The organism is Streptomyces sp. NPDC001663 (assembly GCF_042893105.1).
In the GTDB taxonomy this organism is placed as follows: Bacteria; Actinomycetota; Actinomycetes; order Streptomycetales; family Streptomycetaceae; genus Streptomyces.
Genome location: NZ_JBIAUR010000012.1, coordinates 112,297 through 129,960 on the forward strand (window position 1 = coordinate 112,297; position 17,664 = coordinate 129,960).

At 67.4% G+C, this 17,664-nt stretch carries 15 protein-coding genes and 1 tRNA gene; 7 read left to right on the forward strand and 9 right to left on the reverse strand.

The window, feature by feature from the left end:
* Positions 1-55 precede the first annotated feature (55 nt).
* Entirely contained in the window at positions 56-376 is a 321-nt protein-coding gene (locus tag ACFY1L_RS34585) for a DUF6344 domain-containing protein (RefSeq protein ID WP_388833030.1), read from the forward strand.
* A 303-nt stretch (positions 377-679) separates the two neighbouring features.
* On the opposite strand, the gene ACFY1L_RS34590 is transcribed toward ACFY1L_RS34585, so the two are convergent.
* From ACFY1L_RS34590 to dnaA, 9 genes are all read right to left on the reverse strand, one after another.
* Positions 680-756 (reverse strand) — tRNA-Ile (locus ACFY1L_RS34590).
* A gap of 100 nt (positions 757-856) precedes the next feature.
* Positions 857-1,684 (reverse strand): DUF3566 domain-containing protein, encoded by an 828-nt coding sequence (locus ACFY1L_RS34595; RefSeq protein WP_388833032.1) that lies wholly within the window; start codon positions 1,682-1,684, stop codon positions 857-859.
* Positions 1,685-1,702: 18 nt separating this feature from the next.
* Entirely contained in the window at positions 1,703-4,297 is a 2,595-nt protein-coding gene (gene gyrA / locus ACFY1L_RS34600; RefSeq protein ID WP_388833036.1) for a DNA gyrase subunit A, read from the reverse strand.
* Positions 4,298-4,339: 42 nt separating this feature from the next.
* On the reverse strand, positions 4,340-6,400 hold the full coding sequence (gene gyrB, locus ACFY1L_RS34605; RefSeq protein WP_388833039.1) for a DNA topoisomerase (ATP-hydrolyzing) subunit B: 2,061 nt from the start codon (positions 6,398-6,400) through the stop codon (positions 4,340-4,342).
* Between the two features lie 398 nt (positions 6,401-6,798).
* Positions 6,799-7,353, reverse strand: a complete 555-nt coding sequence (locus tag ACFY1L_RS34610) for a DUF721 domain-containing protein (protein ID WP_388833042.1) — start codon at positions 7,351-7,353, stop codon at positions 6,799-6,801.
* On the reverse strand, positions 7,350-8,471 hold the full coding sequence (gene recF, locus ACFY1L_RS34615) for a DNA replication/repair protein RecF (RefSeq protein WP_388833045.1): 1,122 nt from the start codon (positions 8,469-8,471) through the stop codon (positions 7,350-7,352). Before recF ends, ACFY1L_RS34610 begins: the two co-directional genes overlap by 4 nt.
* A gap of 52 nt (positions 8,472-8,523) precedes the next feature.
* Positions 8,524-9,399 (reverse strand): phosphogluconate dehydrogenase (NAD(+)-dependent, decarboxylating), encoded by an 876-nt coding sequence (gene gnd / locus ACFY1L_RS34620; protein ID WP_388833049.1) that lies wholly within the window; start codon positions 9,397-9,399, stop codon positions 8,524-8,526.
* A 179-nt stretch (positions 9,400-9,578) separates the two neighbouring features.
* Positions 9,579-10,709, reverse strand: coding sequence for a DNA polymerase III subunit beta (gene dnaN / locus ACFY1L_RS34625; protein ID WP_361268008.1), 1,131 nt, complete (start codon positions 10,707-10,709; stop codon positions 9,579-9,581).
* An 857-nt stretch (positions 10,710-11,566) separates the two neighbouring features.
* Positions 11,567-13,540 (reverse strand): chromosomal replication initiator protein DnaA, encoded by a 1,974-nt coding sequence (dnaA, locus tag ACFY1L_RS34630; RefSeq protein WP_388833053.1) that lies wholly within the window; start codon positions 13,538-13,540, stop codon positions 11,567-11,569.
* A gap of 384 nt (positions 13,541-13,924) precedes the next feature.
* On the opposite strand from dnaA, the gene rpmH reads away from it, so the two are divergent.
* The 6 genes from rpmH to rsmG all read left to right on the forward strand — a co-directional run bounded on the left by rpmH (position 13,925) and on the right by rsmG (position 17,495).
* Positions 13,925-14,062 (forward strand): 50S ribosomal protein L34, encoded by a 138-nt coding sequence (rpmH, locus tag ACFY1L_RS34635; RefSeq protein ID WP_015659252.1) that lies wholly within the window; start codon positions 13,925-13,927, stop codon positions 14,060-14,062.
* A gap of 21 nt (positions 14,063-14,083) precedes the next feature.
* Positions 14,084-14,455 carry a ribonuclease P protein component gene (gene rnpA, locus ACFY1L_RS34640; protein WP_078912589.1) on the forward strand — a complete coding sequence of 124 codons (372 nt, stop codon included), beginning with the start codon at positions 14,084-14,086 and terminating at the stop codon, positions 14,453-14,455.
* Complete coding sequence (yidD, locus tag ACFY1L_RS34645) at positions 14,452-14,829, forward strand: membrane protein insertion efficiency factor YidD (RefSeq protein WP_361268001.1); 378 nt, start codon at positions 14,452-14,454, stop codon at positions 14,827-14,829. The genes rnpA and yidD overlap by 4 nt, the downstream gene beginning before the upstream one ends.
* A 3-nt stretch (positions 14,830-14,832) precedes the next feature.
* Entirely contained in the window at positions 14,833-16,131 is a 1,299-nt protein-coding gene (yidC, locus tag ACFY1L_RS34650; RefSeq protein WP_388833058.1) for a membrane protein insertase YidC, read from the forward strand.
* Positions 16,132-16,146: 15 nt separating this feature from the next.
* Positions 16,147-16,659, forward strand: coding sequence for a protein jag (locus ACFY1L_RS34655; RefSeq protein WP_388833061.1), 513 nt, complete (start codon positions 16,147-16,149; stop codon positions 16,657-16,659).
* Positions 16,660-16,778: 119 nt separating this feature from the next.
* Positions 16,779-17,495: a 16S rRNA (guanine(527)-N(7))-methyltransferase RsmG gene (gene rsmG / locus ACFY1L_RS34660; RefSeq protein WP_388833064.1), complete on the forward strand. Its 717-nt coding sequence runs from the start codon at positions 16,779-16,781 to the stop codon at positions 17,493-17,495.
* Positions 17,496-17,664: the final 169 nt, after the last annotated feature.

Below are 17,664 nucleotides of genomic sequence, written 5' to 3' on the forward strand. Positions count from 1 at the left end.
CTCATACACATGATTAGCAAAGTACGCAAATCGCCCAACCCGAAAGTGAGGGGCCATGGCCCAGAACCCGGTCATGAAGCTGTGGAACGTCATCGTCACCGCCTTCCTCGCGCTGTGCACGACGCTCGGACTGATCACGACGGACGCTGCGGCGGCCGTACCTCAGACCGAGGCGACCGGCAACCGCACCGCGCCCGTGACCATGCCGACGGTGTCCCACTGGTCCTCGTGCTACGCCAGGGCCCTGCCCCCCACGATGAAACAGCGCATCCGCGCCGAAGCCCACGGCAAGTCCCCCAGCTGCCGCCAGCGCCCGCTCGACGAGATGCAGACGGACGCCGAGGCGCCCGCACCGACCGCTCCTCTTCAGCTCTGAGACACCGCCTCGCACATCCCCGACGCAACGGCGATCTTGCGTACACAACCGCCCACGCAGAAGACCCCCAACCGGAATCGGTTGGGGGTCTTCGTTGTGGCGGAGCCAACCCAGCCGCCCATGCCCCTGGCCTCGTGTCCGAACACTGCGTCGGCGCAGCGAGCGGACCCATCCTCCGGGCAGATGAACCCCCACGGAAGGCACGACGCCATGGTCCGACCACGTCCACGTCATCACGGCGTCGATGATTCCCCGCAGAGATACCGAAGACCCCCAACCATGATTGGCTGGGGGTCTTCGTGGTGGTGGGGCTAACAGGATTTGAACCTGTGGCCTCATCCTTATCAGGGATGCGCTCTAACCAACTGAGCTATAGCCCCGCCGCGCTCTGCGGTATGTCCCGCGCGCTGACTCCTGAAGATTAGCGCACGACGTGCGCAGTCCCAAAATCGGTAATCCGGAGCTGATCAGCGACGTCCGTCACTCGTCCTCGGCGAGCGTCAGCTCGATGCCGCCGACGAAGCCCGCGGAGAGGTTGTAGATGAACGCGCCGAGCGTCGCGAGAGCCGTCGCGAGGACGACGTCGATGACCGCGATGATCGACGTGAACGTCAGGACGTGCGGAAGCGACAGGAAGGACTGCAGGTCGAAGCCGTTCGACTCGTTCGAGCCGGTCGCCTCCGAGATCGTGCCACCGACCGAGGAGAAGACGCCCATCGCGTCCATGACCATCCACAGCACGGCGGACGCGACGATCGTGCAGATGCCCAGCGCGATGGAGAGCAGGAAACTCACCTTCATGACCGACCACGGGTCGGCCTTGGCCACGCGCAGACGTGCCTTGCGGATGCGGGGCGTGGTGCGCGCGCCGGTGCGCGGCCGGCGTACGGCGCCCGCCGGTGACTGAGCAGGGGCGGCCTGGGCCTGGGCCTGGTTCTGGTAGGCCTGCGGCGGGTGGTACGGCCCGGTGGGCTGCTGCGGCTGCCGCTCACCGGGGAGCGGGGAGGCCGCCTGCGGCGGTGCGGGCTGGGCGACCGGAGGCTGCGCCTGGGCTTGCGGCTGGGCGCCGGGAGCGGCCGGACCCGCTCCGGCCTCGTGCTGCCGGGTCTGCGGACCGCGGGTGTCCGTCACAGTTCCCCCCTGGGATCCATGCGCGTCGGGCGAGGGCGGACCGGCCGTGTCCGCCTCGACCTTGCGCAGTTGGGTCGTGTGCGAATCTGTCGCACCCGCGGCGGAGCCACGGCCGCCGCCGTCCTTGTCCGTACCGGTCGAGGTACTGGACGATCCGGCGCCCGTGGCTCCGCTCACGATGACTCACTCCTCGTGCTACTCGGCCGAGGGCGACTCACCCTCGTCCGTGCCGGTGGTCGCGGCACCCTCGGCGGTCTCGTCCACGGCATCGTCACCGTCGACCTCCTCCGCCTCGCGTCCCGCCTCGGCGTTACGTGCGATACCGACCACGGCATCGCGCTTGCCCAGGTTGATCAGTTGGACGCCCATGGTGTCACGGCCCGTCTCCCTGACCTCGCTGACTCGCGTACGAATCACACCGCCCGACAGCGTGATGGCGAGGATCTCGTCGCTCTCCTCGACCACCAGCGCGCCGACGAGCGAACCGCGGTCCTCGACGATCTTGGCGGCCTTGATGCCGAGGCCACCGCGACCCTGGACGCGGTACTCGTCGACGGCGGTCCGCTTCGCGTACCCACCGTCTGTGGCAGTGAACACGAACGTACCGGGTCGAACAACATTCATCGAGAGCAGCTCGTCGCCCTCGCGGAAACTCATGCCCTTGACACCCGAGGTGGCACGGCCCATGGGCCGCAGAGCCTCATCGGTAGCGGTGAACCTGATCGACTGTGCCTTCTTGCTGATCAGAAGCAGATCATCCTCGGCCGAAACGAGTTCGGCTCCGATCAGTTCGTCGTCTGATCCATCCTCAGTTTCCCGAAGGTTAATCGCGATGACACCACCGGAACGCGGCGAATCGTAATCCTTCAGAGGCGTCTTCTTGACCAGACCGCCCTTGGTGGCGAGCACCAGGTAGGGCACTGCCTCGTAGTCACGGATCGCGAGGATCTCGGCGATCGCCTCGTCCGGCTGGAAGGCGAGCAGGTTCGCCACGTGCTGGCCGCGCGCGTCACGACCGGCGTCCGGAAGCTCGTACGCCTTGGCGCGGTAGACGCGGCCCTTGTTGGTGAAGAACAGCAGCCAGTGGTGCGTGGTCGAGACGAAGAAGTGGTCGACGATGTCGTCCTGCTTCAGCTTCGTGCCGCGTACGCCCTTGCCGCCGCGCTTCTGCGCCCGGTAGTCGTCCGTCTTGGTGCGCTTGATGTAACCGCCGCGCGTGATGGTGACGACGATGTCCTCTTCGGCGATGAGGTCCTCGATGGACATGTCGCCGTCGAAGGGCACCAGCATCGTCTTGCGGTCGTCGCCGTACTTCTCGACGATCGCGGCGAGTTCCTCGCTGACGATGCCGCGCTGGCGGACCGGGGAGGCGAGGATCTCGTTGTACTCGGTGATCTTCGCCTGGAGTTCGTCGTGCTCCTGGATGATCTTCCGGCGCTCCAGGGCGGCCAGTCGGCGAAGCTGCATCTCGAGGATGGCGTTCGCCTGGATCTCGTCGATCTCCAGGAGGTCCATCAGGCCCGTGCGGGCGATGTCGACGGTGTCACTGGCGCGGATCAGCGCGATGACCTCGTCGATGGCGTCCAGGGCCTTCAGCAGACCGCGCAGGATGTGCGCCCGCTCCTCCGCCTTGCGCAGGCGGAAGCGCGTACGGCGGACGATGACCTCGATCTGGTGCGTCACCCAGTGGCGGATGAACGCGTCGAGCGACAGCGTGCGCGGAACGCCGTCGACCAGCGCCAGCATGTTGGCGCCGAAGTTCGTCTGCAGGTCGGTGTGCTTGTAGAGGTTGTTCAGCACGACCTTGGCGACCGCGTCCCGCTTGAGGACGATGACGAGTCGCTGGCCCGTGCGGGACGAGGTCTCGTCGCGGACGTCCGCGATCCCGCCGATCTTGCCGTCCTTCACCAGGTCGGCGATCTTCTGCGCGAGGTTGTCGGGGTTGACCTGGTACGGCAGCTCCGTGACCACCAGGCACTGGCGGTTCTGGATCTCCTCGACCTCGACGACCGCACGCATGGTAATCGAGCCGCGGCCCGTGCGGTACGCCTCCTCGATGCCCTTGCGGCCGACGACGAGCGCGCCGGTCGGGAAGTCGGGGCCCTTGATGCGCTCGATGAGCGCATCAAGGAGCTCCTCGTGCGAGGCCTCCGGGTTCTCCAGGTACCACTGGGCGCCGGCCGCGACCTCGCGCAGGTTGTGCGGCGGAATGTTGGTCGCCATACCGACCGCGATACCGGCCGAGCCGTTGATCAACAGGTTCGGGAAGCGGGCCGGCAGGACGGTCGGCTCCTGCGAGCGGCCGTCGTAGTTGTCCGTGAAATCGACGGTCTCCTCGTCGATGTCACGGACCATCTCCATGGACAGCGGCGCCATCTTGCACTCGGTGTAGCGCATGGCGGCCGCGGGGTCGTTGCCCGGAGAGCCGAAGTTGCCGTTGGAGTCGACGAGCGGCATGCGCATCGACCACGGCTGGGCGAGACGGACCAGAGCGTCGTAGATCGAACTGTCGCCGTGGGGGTGGTAGTTGCCCATGACGTCGCCGACCACGCGCGCGCACTTGTAGAAGCCGCGCTCGGGGCGGTAGCCGCCGTCGTACATGGCGTACAGGACACGGCGGTGGACGGGCTTGAGACCGTCGCGGACGTCGGGCAGCGCGCGGGACACGATGACGGACATCGCGTAGTCCAGGTACGAGCGCTGCATCTCCGTCTCGAGCCCGACGGGCTCGACACGCTGGGCGATGTCGCCGCCTTCTTCAGGCGTGAGGGGAGTGTTCTCGTCGGCCATTGCTGGTGAAGATCCTTCCTGGTGCGGTCAGCTGAGACCGACTCAGATGTCGAGGAACCGGACGTCCTTGGCGTTGCGCTGGATGAACTGGCGGCGCGCCTCGACGTCCTCGCCCATCAGGACCGAGAACAGGTCGTCGGCCTGCGCGGCGTCGTCCAGGGTGACCTGGCCGAGAACCCGGTGCTCCTGGTCCATCGTCGTGATGCGCAGTTCCTCGGCGTTCATCTCGCCGAGACCCTTGAAGCGCTGGATGGAGTCCTCGCGCACCCGCTTCCCGCGCTGGCGGCCCATCTCGAGCAGCGCGTCCCGCTCGCGGTCCGAGTACGCGTACTCGACGTCGTCCCGGCCCCACTTGATCTTGTAGAGCGGGGGACGCGACAGGAACACGTGCCCGGCCTCGACCAGCGGCCGCATGAAGCGGAACAGGAAGGTCAGCAGCAGGGTGTTGATGTGCTGGCCGTCGACGTCGGCGTCCGCCATCAGGATGATCTTGTGATAGCGGAGCTTCTCGATGTCGAAGTCCTCGTGCACGCCCGTGCCGAAGGCCGAGATCAGCGCCTGGATCTCCTGGTTCTGCAGGATCTTGTCGATCCGCGCCTTCTCGACGTTGAGGATCTTTCCTCGGATCGGGAGGATCGCCTGGTACTGCGGGTTTCGGCCGGACTTGGCCGAGCCGCCGGCGGAGTCACCCTCGACGATGAAGATCTCGCACTTGATCGGGTCGTTCGACTGGCAGTCGGAGAGCTTGCCCGGCAGCGACGCCGACTCCAGCAGGCCCTTACGACGCGTCAGGTCGCGCGCCTTGCGGGCCGCCACGCGCGCGGTGGCCGCCTGGATGCCCTTGCGGATGATGTCCGCGGCCTCGACCGGGTTGCGGTCCAGCCAGTCGTTGAGGTGCTCGTAGACGACCTTCTGCACGAAGGTCTTCACCTCGGTGTTGCCCAGCTTGGTCTTGGTCTGGCCCTCGAACTGCGGCTCACTCAGCTTCACCGAGATGATCGCGGTCAGGCCCTCGCGGATGTCGTCACCCGTGAGGTTGTCGTCCTTCTCGCGCAACAGCTTCTTGTCACGCGCGTACTTGTTGATCAGCGAGGTCAGCGCCGCGCGGAAGCCCTCTTCGTGCGTACCGCCCTCATGCGTGTGGATGATGTTGGCGAAGGAGTACACACCCTCGCTGTAACCGCCGTTCCACTGCATGGCGAGCTCGAGGGAAAGGCTCTTGTCCTTGTCCTCGGCCTCGAGGTCGATCACGGTGGGGTGCACCACCTCTCCCTTGCGGGAGTTGAGGTACTTCACGAAATCGACGATGCCGCCCTCGTAGTGGTACGAGACGCTCTTGACCTCGTGCTTCTCGTCCTCACCCGCCTCGTCGGCCCCAGCCGTGGCCTTCGCCGACTCACGCTCGTCGGTGAGGTTGATCCTCAGCCCCTTGTTGAGGAACGCCATCTCCTGAAAACGCCGCGAGAGCGTCTCGAAGGAGTACTCGGTGGTCTCGAAGATGTCCGGGTCGGCCCAGAAGGTGACCGTGGTGCCGTGCTCGTCCGTGGCCTCGTGCTTGGCAAGCGGGGCCGTCGGCACGCCCAACTTGTAGTCCTGCGTCCAGCGGTGGCCGTCGGTCTTGATCTCGACGGAGACCTTGGTCGACAGGGCGTTCACGACGGAGACACCCACGCCGTGCAGACCGCCGGAGACGGCGTATCCGCCGCCGCCGAACTTTCCACCCGCGTGCAGGACCGTCAGCACGACCTCGACGGCCGGCTTGCCCTCGGAGGGCACGATGCCGACCGGGATGCCCCGGCCGTTGTCGACGACGCGCACGCCGCCGTCGGCGAGGATCGTGACGTCGATGGTGTCCGCGTGGCCGGCCAGTGCCTCGTCGACCGAGTTGTCGACGACCTCCTGCACAAGGTGGTGCAGCCCTCGCTCACCGGTCGAGCCGATGTACATGCCGGGGCGCTTGCGGACCGCGTCCAAGCCCTCGAGGACGGTGATGGCGCTGGCGTCGTACGAGGCGGTGACCTCGCCGTTCGACGAGGTCACCGCGCCGTTCTCGCCGGCGTCGGTGGACGGGATGTTCTCGTTGGGGTTGCCGGAATCGGCCACGAAGCGCCCTTTCTGGCACAGCACGAGCCAGGCTCGTCGGCGGGTTGCCGGAGCGGCTGCGGCATGTTGCGTTGGTAAGCCTTGTTCAGCGTTGCTCAGCTTTTCCCGGACGGTCCCCACGAGTGGGGCGGGATTAGCTTCCAGTCTACCGGTAGCGCCGACAGTGATGGGGGTTTGCCGGTACCTGAGTCCGCATGTGGCGCCCTCAACCGGTCTCTCCCGACTCCCCATATGCGGAGCGGGGCTCCAAGAGGCTCACAGAGGCACTCAGCGCTTCCGGCTGTCAACCCTTGGCTACTTGGGAGTCAGGTCGGGATTCGCAACCGCGTGCCTGTGTACGACTCAGCAGCCGCCGGCGGCACGGGAGGACCCTCGACCGGCCGCCGGTGTGAGGTCTGTCACCCATACGTGTCGCCGGGGCCCGTGCTGCCCGGAGCACGCAGGGGACCGTAGCGACGGGCGGGGCCAGCGGGGCCGTTCACCTTGATCATCTTCACCGCGCCGTGCCCGAGATCCTCATTCAGGCGGGCCACGAGCGTCGGCGCGAGCAGGCGCAGATTCGTCGCCCAGGCCGTGGAGTCGCAGCGCACCACCAGCACGCGCTCGTCCTCGTCGTACTTCTCCGGCTCGCAGTGCTTGGCGACGTCCTCACCGACGATCTGCGGCCAGCGGCCCATCACCCCGCCCACCGCGGCCGGGGTCTCCCAACCGCGTTCGGTGATGAGCCGGTTGATCGCAGCACCGAGCGCCATGGGGTCGCGCCCGTCGGCGCGAGCGCCGGAGCGCAGGCCACCACGCCGCGCCTGCTTCTTCTGCTGCGCCGCGTCCCCACGCGCGCGTGCCTGCTCCTTCGCCGCCCTGAGCGCCACGCGCGCGAGGTCGACACCGGACGGCTCGGGGGTCTTCTCGGGGGCTTGCGGCGGCTGTTGGGGATTCGGCTCGTCCGTGCTCATGCCCGCTCCACCGTCCCGCCCGACACGGAATACCGCACACCCGTCAGCACATGCGGTACGTCGTCGTCGACCGCGGCCGTCACCAGCACCTGCTCACCGGGCGCGACCAACTCCGCCAGACGCTCACGGCGCCGGGTGTCGAGCTCGGCGAAGACGTCGTCGAGAACCAGCACCGGCTCATTGCCCTCGGCCCGCAGGAGGTCGTAGGAAGCCAGCCGCAGCGCCAGCGCGTACGACCAGGACTCGCCGTGCGAGGCGTACCCCTTGGCGGGCAACTGACCGAGTTTGAGAAGCAGATCGTCCCGATGAGGGCCCACGAGCGTGACGCCGCGCTCGATCTCCTGCTTGCGCGCCTCCGCAAGCGCCGCCATCAGCTGCTCGTAGAGGTCCTCGCGCGTGTGCGCCTCGCCGGGCGCGGACGGCTTGTACTCCAGGGCGACCGGGCCGCCGCCGGGTGCCAGCTGCTCGTACGCCTTGTCGGCGAGCGGCTGGATCGAGGCGATCAGATCGAGCCGCTGGGCGAGCAACTCGGCGCCCGCGCGCGCGAGATGCTGGTCCCAGACGTCGAGTGTGGACAGATCCATGGAGCGGCCGCCGTGGCGACGGGCCAGCGCGGCCGTCTTCAGAAGTGTGTTGCGCTGCTTCAGGACCCGCTCGTAGTCGGAGCGCACGCCGGCCATCCGCGGGGAACGGGCGGTGATCAGCTCGTCGAGGAAGCGACGCCGCTCACCCGGGTCGCCCTTGACCAGGGCGAGGTCCTCGGGCGCAAACAGCACAGTGCGCACTATCCCGAGCACATCACGTGGTTTGACCTGCGAGGACCTGTTGATGCGGGCGCGGTTGGCCTTCCCGGGGTTCAGCTCCAGCTCGACCAGCTGCTGCCGCTCGCCCTGCCTGACCTGCGCCCGGATCACCGCGCGATCGGCGCCCATACGGACAAGGGGGGCATCGGAGGCGACGCGGTGACTGCCGAGAGTGGCGAGATAGCCGACCGCCTCGACGAGATTCGTCTTGCCCTGTCCGTTGGGGCCCACGAAGGCGGTCACGCCGGGGTCGAGCGGAACCTCGACCCCGGCGTACGAGCGGAAGTCGGCCAGCGACAGATGCGTGACGTGCATGGTCGTTCGCCGACCTCCCCCAGACCTGTGGATCGCGGAACGACCCTGTGGATTACTTCTTCTCTACGGCGTGGCCGCCGAACTGGTTGCGCAGCGCAGCGATCATCTTCATCTGCGGCGAGTCCTCCTGGCGCGACGCGAACCGCGCGAAGAGGGAGGCCGTGATCGCGGGTAGCGGCACCGCGTTGTCGATGGCCGCCTCCACAGTCCAGCGTCCCTCGCCGGAGTCCTGTGCAAAACCCTTGAGCCTGTCCAGGTGCTCGTCCTCGTCGAGGGCGTTCACCGCGAGGTCCAGCAGCCAGGAGCGGATGACCGTGCCCTCCTGCCAGGAACGGAAGACCTCGCGCACGTCCGTGACCGAGTCGACCTTCTCCAGCAGCTCCCAGCCCTCGGCGTAGGCCTGCATCATCGCGTACTCGATGCCGTTGTGGACCATCTTCGCGAAGTGCCCGGCACCGACCTTGCCGGCGTGCACCGCGCCGAACTTCCCCTCGGGCCTCAGGGCGTCGAAGACCGGCTGCGCCTTGGCAACGTTCTCCGCGTCGCCGCCGTACATCAGTGCATAGCCGTTCTCCAGGCCCCAGACGCCGCCGGAGACACCGCAGTCGACGAAACCGATGCCCTTGGCCGCCAGCTCCTCGGCGTGCCTCTCGTCGTCCGTCCAGCGGGAGTTGCCGCCGTCCACGACGACATCACCCGGCTCGAGCAGCTCGGCCAGCTCGTCGATCGTCGACTGGGTGGGGGCACCGGCCGGCACCATCACCCAGACCACGCGCGGACCGTTGAGCTTGCCCACAAGCTCTTCGAGGCTGTGGACATCCGCGAGATCCGGGTTGCGGTCGTATCCGACGACGGTGTGGCCTGCGCGGCGTATCCGCTCGCGCATGTTGCCGCCCATCTTGCCGAGGCCGACGAGACCGAGCTCCATCAGTTGTTCCTTAGGTTGCTGTGTGGCGTGTGGGGCACTTTCGTACCTGCGTCCGAGCCTAAACCCGGACGCTCGCGCACACCTGTGGGCATACCCGCTCATACGTACGCCCCGACCTGCACCTTCTCCCCAAAGGGACACCCGGTTGTCCACGCCCTGTGGACAACCGGGTGGGATGCTCAGCCGCTCAGGCGCACCGGCATGATCAGGTACTTGTAGGCCTCGTCCGCCTCCGCGTCCAGCGCCGGCTTGCCGCTTAGCAGCGCGGGCTTCGTGGACGTCGTGAACGACAGCTGGGCCACCGGGGAGTCGATGGCGCTCAGGCCGTCCAGCAGGAACGTCGGGTTGAAGGCGATCGAGATGTCGTCGCCCTCCAGCTGCGCGTCCACCCTCTCCACAGCCTGTGCATCGTCGCTGGAACCGGCCTCCAGGATCAGCACGCCCTGCTCGAAGCTCAGGCGCACCGGGGTGTTCCGCTCGGCGACCAGGGCAACACGCTTGACGGCCTCCACGAAGGGAGCGGTCTCGATCACCGCGACCGAGTTGAACTCCGTCGGGAACAGCGTGCGGTACTTCGGGAGGTCACCCTCGAGCAGACGCGTTGTCGTCCGGCGACCCGCACCCTCGAAGCCGATGAGACCCTCGCCCGCGCCCGAGCCGGACAGCGCCAGGATCACGCTGTCGCCGCTTGTCAGAGCCTTGGCGGTGTCCAGGAGCGTCTTCGCGGGCACCAGGGCGACCGCGGACGCGTCCGGGTTCTCCGGCTTCCACAGGAACTCACGGACCGCAAAGCGGTAGCGGTCGGTCGAAGCCAGCGTGACGGTGTCGCCCTCGATCTCGATACGCACACCGGTGAGGACGGGGAGCGTGTCGTCACGGCCGGCTGCGATGGCCACCTGCGCGGCCGCGGAGGCGAAGACCTCACCGGGGACCGTGCCCGTGGCGTTCGGCATCTGCGGCAGAGCCGGGTACTCCTCCACAGGCAGGGTGTGGAGTGTGAACCGCGAGGAGCCGCACACCACCGTCGCCCGTACACCGTCTGTGGAAATCTCCACCGGGCGGTTGGGGAGCGCCCGCGAGATGTCGGCGAGCAGTCGGCCGGAGACGAGGACGGTGCCCTCCTCCTCGACCTCCGCCTCGACGGACACGCGCGCGGAGACCTCGTAGTCGAAGCTGGAGAGGCTCAGAGCGCCGTCCTCGGCCTTCAGCAGAAGGCCGGCGAGGACAGGCGCCGGCGGACGGGCCGGGAGGCTGCGCGCCGCCCAGGCCACTGCCTCCGCGAGTACGTCGCGTTCCACCCGGATCTTCACTGTTGCCGCCTCCTGCTGTTGCCGGCGCTTCTCGCCCTGCCTGGCTTCGTCGTCTGTCTCGGTGTCGTCGTCCGCTGTGAAGGGAAGGACACCGGGGAACAGTCTGACGCACCGCACTGACAGTAGGTGCCTCTCGGGGTCAAGTCGTGACGAGGGGCAGCCGGGAGCCGGACAGCGAGTTGTGCACAGGACCCCCTTCGAAACGAACTTCTCGCTCTCTCTAGTTGGAAGTAGTAGTAGGGGCTGTGGAAACCGTGGATAACCCCGTTTGCGCAGGTCAGGCCGGAAATTTTGTCCACGTGCCCTGTGGGCGATGGCGGTGGACAACTCGGTGGCTCTGTGGAGAACGGAAAGTTCTGCACACCCCGTGCACAGCCTGAGGTGACTTCTCCCCAGCGGCGTCCCCAGCTTTACCCACGTTTCCCACAGCCCAACCTGGCAGCTTCGTGTGACGCCTTTCACTCGACACGGTGATCAGGCGCGTCGCGTTGCCGAACAGTGGACAGCGATGTGGAGAAGGTGGTGATCGCTGGGGACAATCAGGCTCAGCCTGTGGGTTGCCGGTGGACAACTTCGTGCACAGCTTGTGGATCATTCGGCTGTCCACAGTCTGTGGAGATCCTTCATCCACCAATCCACAGCCACTTGAGCTGCGCTTATGGTCTCTCAACAGGCAACCTGTGGATCGCGATCTGGACAACTTCGCAGTCCCCAGGATGTGGACGGCAGAAAGTCTTGGAATCTGTGGAGAGTGGCCGTAACGCGGCAGTTAATCGAACAGCGAGCATCCCCGGCACGAAGAAGGGCGCCCCGGGAAGGAGTCCCGGGGCGCCCTCGACGACGTACGTCTGTGGCTGTCAGCCGTTCTTGATGCGGTTCGTCAGCTCGGTCACCTGGTTGTAGATGGAGCGCCGCTCGGCCATCAGATTGCGGATCTTGCGGTCGGCGTGCATGACCGTGGTGTGGTCGCGGCCGCCGAAGAGCGCGCCGATCTTCGGCAGAGAGAGGTCCGTCAGTTCGCGGCACAGGTACATGGCGATCTGGCGGGCGGTCACCAGCGCGCGGCCGCGGGAGGTGCCGCACAGGTCCTCGACGGTCAGCCCGAAGTAGTCCGCCGTCGCGCTCATGATGGCCGTGGAGGTGATCTCGGGAGCCGAGTCCTCGCCTCCTGGGATCAGGTCCTTGAGGACGATCTCCGTCAGGCCCAGGTCCACCGGCTGCCGGTTGAGCGACGCGAACGCCGTCACCCGGATCAGCGCGCCCTCCAGCTCACGGATGTTGCGCGAGATGCGGGAGGCGATGAACTCCAGTACTTCCGGCGGGGCGTTGAGCTGCTCCTGGACCGCCTTCTTGCGGAGGATCGCGATGCGCGTCTCCAGCTCGGGCGGCTGGACGTCGGTGATCAGACCCCACTCGAAACGGTTCCGCAGGCGGTCCTCCAGCGTCACCAGCTGCTTGGGCGGCCGGTCGCTGGAGAGCACGATCTGCTTGTTGGCGTTGTGGAGCGTGTTGAAGGTGTGGAAGAACTCCTCCTGCGTCGACTCCTTGTCCGCCAGGAACTGGATGTCGTCGACGAGCAGGATGTCCATCTCGCGGTAGCGCTTGCGGAAGCTGTCGCCCTTGCCGTCGCGGATGGAGTTGATGAACTCGTTGGTGAACTCCTCCGAGCTCACATAGCGCACGCGCGTTCCCGGGTAGAGGCTGCGCGCGTAGTGCCCGATCGCGTGCAGCAGGTGCGTCTTGCCGAGCCCCGACTCCCCGTAGATGAACAGGGGGTTGTACGCCTTCGCCGGTGCCTCGGCGACGGCGACCGCGGCCGCGTGCGCGAAGCGGTTGGAGGCGCCGATGACGAAGGTGTCGAAGAGGTACTTCGGGTTGAGGCGTGCGGTGGGCTCGCCGGGGCCGGTCGCCGGCGCGGGTTTGGCGGCCAGTGGGCCGGGGGCGCCGCTGGGGGCGGGCAGCGAGGAGCCGACCGGGCCGCCGCGGTGGACGTGCCCGGAGCCGGACGGCGGCTCGGGCCGCTCCCGGCGGGCGTCGCGCTGGTCGTAGTCGGAGCGGGACTGCTCGTACTCGTTGCGCTGCTGGTCGTAGTCCGGGCGAGGCTGGTCGTAGTCGGGACGCGGTGCGTCGTACGACGGGCGCTCCACCGACTGCGGACGGTAGTCCTGGGACGGCGGGGCGTACGAGTCCTGGGGCGAGGGCGGGTACGAGTCCTGCGGCGGCGAGGCGTAGGGGTCGCGCTCCGGGAAGCCGAGGCGAGGCTGCTGCCAGCTGTACTCGTCCTGCGAAGAGCGCGGCCAGGCGCCGGGCTCGGGGCGCTGGTATTCCGAGGGATAGGCGGGGCGGGCGGTGGGGAGCTGATCCGCGCGGGGCGGCGGCAACTGGTCGCCCGGGGCGCCGGGGAGGTGCTCGGGGCGGCTCGGCCGGTGGTCGTCGGCGCGGTGGCGGCCGTAGCCGTCGTACTGGTTGTTGTCGTACTGGCCGGAGGGGAGTTCGGGCTCCTCGTAGCGCGGCTGGGGGCGGGACGGCGGGGCCGGCGGCGCGGGGGGTTCGCCCGCGGAGTCGTCGACGGTGATCGCGATGCGGATCGGGCGGCCGCACTCGCGGCTCAGGGTCTCGCTGACGATGGGGGCGAGGCGGCCTTCGAGCACGCCTTTCGCGAATTCGTTCGGTACGGCGAGCAGTGCGGTGTCCGCGACCAGCGCGAGCGGCTGGCAGCGGCGGATCCAGTGCTCGTCCTTCGTCTCCACGCCCTGCCCACGGCCCTCGCCGAGGAGCTGCTCGAGTACTCGTGGCCACACTGCGGCAAGATCGGCAGGTACGTCAGCCACAGGGCACGCTCTCTCACGGGTCCCACGAACGTGTGGTTGTGGGACGGGTTGGGATTCAAGTGGGGTGGAGCCAAGAACAAGGGGTCAAGGGAACGAATCGGAGTTCAGCCACGGTAGTCAGGGCGACCGGTGCGGTTCAAGTTGTTGTCCCCAGCCTGTGGATAGTGTCTCTCGGTGACCGTTGGTTTGACCGGATGGCGTAGCCCCGCGTACCGTAACCAGGTCGAGTTGTCGATGGCTGCTGCCGCCTGCCTCCGATGGGCACAGATCACGTCAGGTGATCGGGAAGCGGTGCACTCGGGCGTAACTGCGAGCTACTCGTGGGCGCACGGTGACAGCCAGTACGGCACCCGCCACCACCGATTTGATTTCTGGAGCCCCCGAGTGAGCAAGCGCACCTTCCAGCCGAACAACCGTCGTCGCGCGAAGACCCACGGCTTCCGCCTGCGGATGCGTACCCGTGCCGGTCGCGCGATTCTCGCGAACCGTCGTGCCAAGGGTCGCGCCAGCCTGTCCGCCTGATTCCGGTCAGGTCATGCCGTCGTGCTGCCCACCGAGAACCGGCTGAGGCGGCGCGAGGACTTCGCGACCGCGGTACGACGAGGGCGCCGGGCCGGACGCCCGTCTCTCGTCGTCCATCTTCGTAGCGGTGCCACGGACCCGCACGCGCCTGGGGAGAGCGCTCCCCCGACGCGTGCGGGTTTCGTCGTGAGCAAAGCCGTGGGCGGAGCGGTCGTACGCAACAAGGTGAAGCGCAGACTGCGTCATCTGATGCGCGACCGAGTAGCTCTGTTGCCCCCCGGTAGCCTGGTAGTCGTACGAGCGCTGCCCGGTGCGGGTGACGCCGACCATGCACAACTGGCCCGAGACCTGGATGCCGCCATCGAGCGGCTGCTGGGAGGGGGCGCGCGATGAAGTACCCGCTGCTGGCTCTGATCAAGCTGTACCAGTGGACGATCAGTCCGCTGCTCGGGCCGGTGTGCAAGTACTACCCGTCGTGTTCCCACTACGGCTACACGGCCATCGACCGGCACGGTGCGATCAAGGGCACGGCGCTCACCGCCTGGCGCATCCTGCGGTGCAATCCGTGGTCGCTGGGCGGTGTGGACCATGTCCCGCCGCGCAAGCGCCCGCGGTGGCACGAAATGCTGCGTGACGCGTGGCGTGCACGCAGGGGCGGGTCCTCCGCCGCCGAACCGGCCCCCGAAGAGAATCCTGTTTCGAGCACCGAAGAGAATCCTCCTTCGAGCCCGGCCGCAGAGACCTCGTCCCATGCCCAAGGAGCATGATTAGTGGACACGATTGCCAGCCTCTTCAGCTTCATCACGACACCCGTCTCGTGGGTCATCGTCCAGTTCCACTCGATGTACGGGAAGATCTTCGGTCCCGACACGGGCTGGGCCTGGGGCTTGTCCATCGTGTCCCTGGTGATTCTGATCCGTATCTGCCTGATCCCGCTCTTCGTGAAGCAGATCAAGTCGACCCGGGCCATGCAGACGCTCCAGCCCGAGATGAAGAAGATCCAGGAGCGCTACAAGAACGACAAGCAGCGTCAGTCCGAAGAGATGATGAAGCTGTACAAGGAGACGGGCACCAACCCGCTCTCCTCGTGCCTTCCCATCCTGGCGCAGTCCCCGTTCTTCTTCGCCCTGTACCACGTGCTCAACGGCATCGCGACGGGCTCGACGATCGGCGTCATCAACGACTCGCTGCTCGCCAGTGCCCGTAAGGCGCACATCTTCGGTGCCCCGCTGGCGGCGAAGTTCACCGACAGCTCGGCGAAGGTGGAGTCGCTCGGCGCTTCCCTCACGGACGTACGGGTCGTCACCGCGATCATGATCGTCCTGATGTCGGCGTCGCAGTTCTACACGCAGCGCCAGCTGATGACGAAGAACGTCGACACCACGGTGAAGACGCCGTTCATGCAGCAGCAGAAGATGCTGATGTACGTCTTCCCGGTCATGTTCGCCGTCTTCGGCATCAACTTCCCGGTCGGTGTCCTCGTCTACTGGCTGACCACCAACGTGTGGACCATGGGCCAGCAGATGTACGTCATCCACAACAACCCGACCCCGGGTTCCAAGGCCCAGGCCGCCTACCTGGAGCGGCTGACCAAGCACGTCACGAACCACGGCAAGGCCCGCAAGCGCAGCGAGCGCACCATCATCAAGGCGATCGTCGCCAAGGGACGCGACCGCAACGAGTTCGAGCGCAAGTTCATCAACGGTCTGACCAAGGCGGGCCTCGCGGCCCAGACCGACGGCACCGTGGTGAAGAGCGACAGCGCCGTCGCTGCCGAGACCGAGGACGGTACGCCGACGACCGGCAGTGCCGCCCCCAAGCGCCAGCAGCCCAAGCGTCAGAGCAAGGCTCAGCGTCAGTCCGGTGGTGCGAAGCCGGCGGACACCGGATCGTCCGCGTCGGACTCCGGTTCGTCCACGTCGCTGAGCAAGTCTGATGAGCCCGAGGACGCCAAGCCTGCCTCAGCCGCCAAGAAGCCCGCTCAGCAGTCCGGCAGTGGCGGCCGCAGCAAGGCCCAGTCCGGGCAGCGCAAGGGCCAGCAGCGCCCCAAGTCCCCGTCCAAGAAGTAAGAAGGAGCCCATCCCGTGACGGAAGGCACCACCTCCGCCGCTGCCGAGGGTGCAGACACCCTGACCCGCCTGGAGCAGGAGGGCGAGATCGCGGCGGACTACCTCGAGGGTCTGCTGGACATCGCTGATCTCGACGGCGACATCGACATGGACGTCGAGGCCGACCGCGCCGCTGTCTCGATCATCAGCGACGCGGGCAGCCGCGACCTGCAGAAGCTGGTCGGCCGTGACGGTGAGGTGCTGGAGGCACTCCAGGAGCTCACGCGCCTGGCCGTGCACCGGGAGACCGGGGACCGTAGCCGGCTGATGCTGGACATCGCGGGCTACCGCGCCAAGAAGCGCGCCGAGCTCTCCGAGCTGGGTGCGAAGGCCGCCGCCGAGGTCAAGAGCACGGGCGAGCCCGTGAAGATGAACCCGATGACGCCGTTCGAGCGCAAGGTCGTGCACGACGCGGTCAAGGCCGCGGGTCTGCGCAGCGAGTCCGAGGGCGAGGAGCCGCAGCGCTTCGTCGTCGTGCTTCCCGCCTGATTCGGTTCATACGTTCCTCCGGCCCCGTCTGTAGCGCAGACGGGGCCGGTCTTTGTCAGCCTGATAGTTCTGGTGGTCGGCGCCCGGTGCGCTGATGCGGTACGGAAGGACGGTCCCCCGTGACGGAGGCAGCGGAGCTTCCCCCTGCGCCCGAGCAGGCGCGCGAGGTGTTCGGCGATCGCTTCGCGGACGCGGTCCGCTACGCGGAGCTGCTCGCCGAGGCGGGTGTGCAGCGCGGTCTGATCGGCCCGCGTGAGGTGCCCCGCCTGTGGGAGCGGCACCTGCTGAACTGTGCGGTCCTCTCGGAGGTCGTGCCCGAGGGTGTGACGGTGTGCGACGTCGGCTCTGGCGCCGGCCTGCCGGGCATTCCCCTGGCGCTCGTTCGCGAGGACCTGAAGATCACGCTGCTGGAGCCCCTGCTGCGGCGTACGAACTTCCTCACCGAGGTCGTCGAGCTGCTGGGCCTGGACCATGTGACGGTCGTCCGTGGCCGTGCTGAGGAGGTCATGGGCAAGGTGCCGCCGGTCCATGTGGTGACGGCACGGGCCGTGGCGCCGCTGGACCGACTTGCCGCGTGGGGGATTCCGCTGCTGCGGCCGTACGGGGAGATGCTGGCGCTCAAGGGCGATACGGCTGAGGAGGAGCTCAAGGCCGCGGCGACGGCGCTGAGCAAGCTTGGTGCCGTGGAGACGTCCATCCTGCATGTCGGCGCAGGCGTGGTGGATCCTCTGTCCACGGTCGTGCGGGTCGAGGTCGGGGAGAGCCCCGGGGGTGTGCGCTTCGCGGCCAAGAAGGCCAAGGCTGCTCGTACAGGGCGAGCGCGTCGCCGCCGCTGATCCGCCCTGACGACGAGACGTACTCCACACAAGCTGCCAAACCTACGCACGCCGGAGTGTCGCGACAGTTCGGCCACGGCTGCTGTGCATCGTGTTTCACGTGAAACGTCGCTCACTGCTGCACGGCATCATCAGCCGCGGCCGCGCGGCCGAACCCCGCGACCGCAAG

What these genes read in the sequence shown, in the direction of transcription:
- ACFY1L_RS34585 (WP_388833030.1), top strand. Translation starts at nt 56, where the DNA reads ATGGCCCAGAACCCGGTCATGAAGCTGTGGAACGTCATCGTCACCGCC.
- gyrA (WP_388833036.1), bottom strand. Translation starts at nt 4,297, where the DNA reads ATGGCCGACGAGAACACTCCCCTCACGCCTGAAGAAGGCGGCGACATC.
- ACFY1L_RS34610 (WP_388833042.1), bottom strand. Translation starts at nt 7,353, where the DNA reads ATGAGCACGGACGAGCCGAATCCCCAACAGCCGCCGCAAGCCCCCGAG.
- recF (WP_388833045.1), bottom strand. Translation starts at nt 8,471, where the DNA reads ATGCACGTCACGCATCTGTCGCTGGCCGACTTCCGCTCGTACGCCGGG.
- gnd (WP_388833049.1), bottom strand. Translation starts at nt 9,399, where the DNA reads ATGGAGCTCGGTCTCGTCGGCCTCGGCAAGATGGGCGGCAACATGCGC.
- yidD (WP_361268001.1), top strand. Translation starts at nt 14,452, where the DNA reads ATGAAGTACCCGCTGCTGGCTCTGATCAAGCTGTACCAGTGGACGATC.